A 4,031-nucleotide genomic window follows, 5' to 3' on the forward strand; every position below is an offset into this window, starting at 1 on the left:
CAGACGCAAGAATTCGCCGTCAGACGCTCGCACGGGGGGCGAGACTCGCGTCTTAGAAGCCGGACCTTATATCATTTTCCGGAAATGCAACATCGCAGTGGGAGCAGGACGGTTACCGCTTGCCGAGATCGCCCTTGCCCACCGTCCCCGACGCCATTTCGAGCATCCGGTCGAGGCTCTTGCGCGCCGCGAGGCGGAGCCCCTCTTCCATCTCGATCTGCGGTTTCAGGTCACGCAGCGCGATGTAGAGCTTCTCCATCGTGTTGAGCGCCATATAGGGGCAGATGTTGCAGTTGCAGTTGCCGTCGGCGCCCGGCGCGCCGATGAAGGTCTTTTCGGGCAGCGCCAGCTCCATCTGGTGGATGATGTGCGGCTCGGTCGCGACGATCAGCGTGTCGCCGGGAAAGCTCTTGGCGAACTGCAGGATGCCGCTCGTCGATCCGACATAATCGGCATGGTCGACGATATGCGGCGGGCATTCGGGGTGCGCGGCGACCGGAGCACCGGGATGCTGCGCCTTGAGCTTGATCAGTTCGGTCTCGCTGAACGCCTCGTGCACGATGCACACGCCCGGCCACAGCAGCATTTCGCGCCCGAACTTGCGGTTGAGATAACCGCCGAGGTGGCGGTCGGGGCCGAAAATGATCGGCTGGCTCTCGGGGATCTGGCTGATGATCGTCTCGGCGCTCGACGAGGTGACGATGATGTCGCTGAGCGCCTTCACCGCCGCCGAGCAGTTGATGTAGGTCAGCGCGATATGGTCGGGGTGCTTTTCGCGAAAGCGCTTGAACTGTTCGGGCGGGCAGCTGTCCTCGAGGCTGCATCCGGCATCCATGTCGGGCAGGATGACGGTCTTTTCGGGGCTCAGGATCTTCGCGGTCTCGGCCATGAACTTGACGCCGCAGAACGCGATGACGTCGGCATCGGTGTCGGCGGCCTTGCGCGACAGCTCGAGCGAATCGCCGACGAAATCGGCAAGGTCCTGAATCTCGGGCTTCTGGTAATAATGCGCGAGGATGACGGCGTTGCGTTCCTTGCGCAGGCGCTCGATTTCGGCACGCAGGTCGAGGCCCGAGAGATTCTCGCGAATGGGAGCAGTCATCGCTTTTCCTTATATGGCTTTTGCCTTGACGCACCCCCTACACCGCCGTCCGCAGCAGGGCAATTCGGCTATCAACCGGCAAGCCGCTCCGCGAGCGCGACGAGGGGAGGCATCATCGACAAAAGGTAGATGGTGATGCGCACCGCAATGACAATCGCCACGGTCGCCTTTGTCGCGGGATAGACGTAGCCAATGGTGCGGCGATTGGCACGGCGCGGACCAGATACGCAAGGCTCACCGCCGGTGGAAGAGAACGTCCCGCATTTACCCCGCCGGCGCGTCGGCAAAGCGCGCGGTCACCTTGGCGTCGATGCCCGCGGCCTTCAGCGGCATCGCAAAGCCCTGCTCGACCGCGGTGCGCGCTGCGCCCTGCGCAAGCCGCATCGGCGTCGCGCCCTTTGCCTGCGCGATCAGTTCCTCCTGCGCGCGCTTGCGGTTGGCGGCGTCGAGCGTGCGCTCGGCGTCGGTCAGCGTCAGCAGGATTTCGCCGTCGCGATACTCGCTGATCGCATCGATATCGATCTCGGGGCCCGCGAGCCGCAGCGGCGGCAAGGTGACCGTCAGCGCATTGGTTGCCGCATCCCAGTCGAGATCGGACTGCTTCAATTTGCCGAGATCGAGTTCGTAGCGCACCGTGCCCGGCATGATCATCGTCTTCTTGGCGCTCAGCCCCAGCCGGCTCTGCGTCGAGGTCACCACCGCGACATAGCGCGCGGTGAAGGGCACGAGGACATTCTGTTCCTGCAATCCCTGGAGGCTCGCGGCAACGACGGTTTCCGGATCATATCCGCGCTGCCAGTCTTGCCATGCCGAAACCGCCCACCAGGCGGCGAGCGCGAGCAGCGCGGCGGCGGCGAGCAGGATCAGACGCGGCAACAGGCGCGGCGCGGGCGAGGAAAAGGGCGTGGTCATGGGGTCGTATAATCCGAACATTCAGGCGCCGGCCGGTCCATTTCATAGCGCGACGTCGCGGGGTTATAGCGCAGCGTGCGTTCATAGCTGCACTCGGGGTCTTTTTCGTGGACGAGGTCGGCCGCCTTGAGGCGTTGCCCGCTGTTGTCCTGCGACCGGCGCGAAGTGCGTGGAAAGGCGGTGGCCACTGCGCGGTAGGTCAGCGCAGGAAGCTCGCCCGCCTCTGCGGGCCCTGCCGACAGCGTGCCGGTAAAATTATAGTCGTCGTGACACGCCTCGCGCCGGTCCTTCATATCCTGTTCCGAAAAGCAGGCGCGGATCATCAGTGAGCTGTCCCAGACGATATCAAGCACCTCGTCGCCAAGCCGCGTGTTCGACGGCGTCGTGTCGAGGCGAAGCAGGTGCAGCCGGCTGCCGTTGCCGCCGCCGCCCGAATACATTGCGGTCGTCCCGATGACGATACCCATCAGATATTGCCGGCGGTCGGCGGCCGCACCCTCGGGCGATGGCAGTGCGATCAAATGGGGCCACAGGTTCAGCGTCTGGTGGCCGTCGCGGCTGTACGGCAGCGCCAGATCGTCGGCCTTGCCGGTCTGCGGCGCGGTCAGGACAAGCCCGCCGTCGCTCGCATCGCCCGGCACATCAAGACACAGGCTCTTGTCGGGCAGGCATTTGCGCTCCCCCTCGCCCGCGACAAGCGCGATGACGACGGGGTCGGGCGCGGCAGCGGGTTGCGCGGCGGCAATCAAAAGCGGCAAAAGCATCAGGCGAGCATCCATTCGTCGCTATTGTTGTGCACGACACCGCGCGTCCGAAGATCGATCAGATGTGCGAGCACCGAACGACCGGCGGCGCCAGTCAGCCGCGGGTCGAGCCCCTTGTACATATGCTTCACCATCTCTGGGATGACGCTTGTTCCCTTTTCGAGTTCCCGCAGGATTTGCCGTTCGCGCTGCTTGCGGTGGCCAAGCATCCCGCGCACGAGTTGCCGCGGCCTGGTCACTGCCGGACCATGCGCCGGATAATAGACGCGGTCACCGCGGTCGTAGAGTTTCGACAGGCTGGCCATATAGGCAGCCATGTCGCCATCGGGCGGGCTGACGACGCTCGTCGACCAGGCCATCACATGGTCGCCCGTGAACAGTGCATCCGTCTCGACAAGGCCAAAGCAGAGATGGTTCGAGGTGTGGCCGGGGGTCGCCACTGCTTCGAGCGTCCAGCCATCGCCGGAAATGCGCTCGCCGTCGGTCAGCACGCGGTCGGGCGCATAATCGGGGTCGAAGGCCGAATCGGCACGCGGGCCATCGTCGCTGAGCGCCAGCGGCGCGCAGCCGATGATCGGTGCGCCGGTCGCTTCCTTCAGGGGTGCAGCGGCGGGGCTATGGTCGCGGTGGGTGTGGGTGCACAGGATCGCGGCGACACGCTGTCCCTCGACGGCGCGCAGGATCGCATCGACATGCCCGACGCCATTGATGTCGGCGGGATCGCCGATGCTGAGCCCCGATCCCGTCGGGCCCGGATCGATCACCGCGACGTCACGCCCCGCGCCGACGATCCACGTCTGCGTGCCGGTGAAGGTATAGGGCGACGGATTGGGCGCGAGCACGCGCCGCACCAGCGGCTCGTGCCGTTCGCACTCGCCGGCGCGGATGCTGTCGGGCCAGGGCTTTTCTTCGCTCATCCGCTGCATGTGGCATCGCGCACGCCAAAGGAAAAGGGAGCGACGCGAAAAAGCGGGCGGACGTGAAAAAGGGAGCGACCTTCGCCGCTCCCTTCCCCGCCCCTGCCGCCGGCCCCACCGGGGAGCAAAAGCCGGCGTCGAAGCTATTCGGTCCTAACGGTCCGATTTCTCCATCTCCGCGATCGCCTTGTCGAGGTCGGCAGCGACCTTGGCGCGCATGGTGTCCGACAGGCTGCTGTCGCTCTCGAGGAAGCGTTCGCGGGCCTTCCTGAGCGCCGACAGGCGCTCGGCCCGCGCTTCGGGACCATCGGCGCACGCAATCATCACATAGCGGCT

4 protein-coding genes and 1 pseudogene are annotated in these 4,031 nt (G+C 65.3%); all 5 read right to left on the reverse strand.

What is annotated here, in order from left to right; genetic code table 11:
• Nucleotides 1–112: 112 nt before the first annotated feature.
• Nucleotides 113–1,102 (reverse strand): quinolinate synthase NadA, encoded by a 990-nt coding sequence (nadA, locus tag VGD20_RS07585; RefSeq protein ID WP_331133863.1) that lies wholly within the window; start codon nt 1,100–1,102, stop codon nt 113–115.
• 264 nt (nt 1,103–1,366) lie between these two features.
• Nucleotides 1,367–2,014: a DUF4230 domain-containing protein gene (locus tag VGD20_RS07590; protein ID WP_331133864.1), complete on the reverse strand. Its 648-nt coding sequence runs from the start codon at nt 2,012–2,014 to the stop codon at nt 1,367–1,369.
• The gene (locus VGD20_RS07595; protein WP_331133865.1) at nt 2,011–2,778 is read right to left on the reverse strand and encodes a hypothetical protein; all 768 of its coding nucleotides are present in this window, start codon (nt 2,776–2,778) and stop codon (nt 2,011–2,013) included. The genes VGD20_RS07590 and VGD20_RS07595 overlap by 4 nt, the downstream gene beginning before the upstream one ends.
• Nucleotides 2,778–3,695, reverse strand: a complete 918-nt coding sequence (locus VGD20_RS07600) for an MBL fold metallo-hydrolase (RefSeq protein ID WP_331133866.1) — start codon at nt 3,693–3,695, stop codon at nt 2,778–2,780. The genes VGD20_RS07595 and VGD20_RS07600 overlap by 1 nt, the downstream gene beginning before the upstream one ends.
• Nucleotides 3,696–3,848: 153 nt before the next feature.
• Nucleotides 3,849–4,031: pseudogene (locus VGD20_RS07605) on the reverse strand (peptidase M56, BlaR1); the annotation flags it as partial.

Source organism: Sphingopyxis sp. (assembly GCF_036402335.1).
Classification (GTDB): Bacteria; Pseudomonadota; Alphaproteobacteria; order Sphingomonadales; family Sphingomonadaceae; genus Sphingopyxis.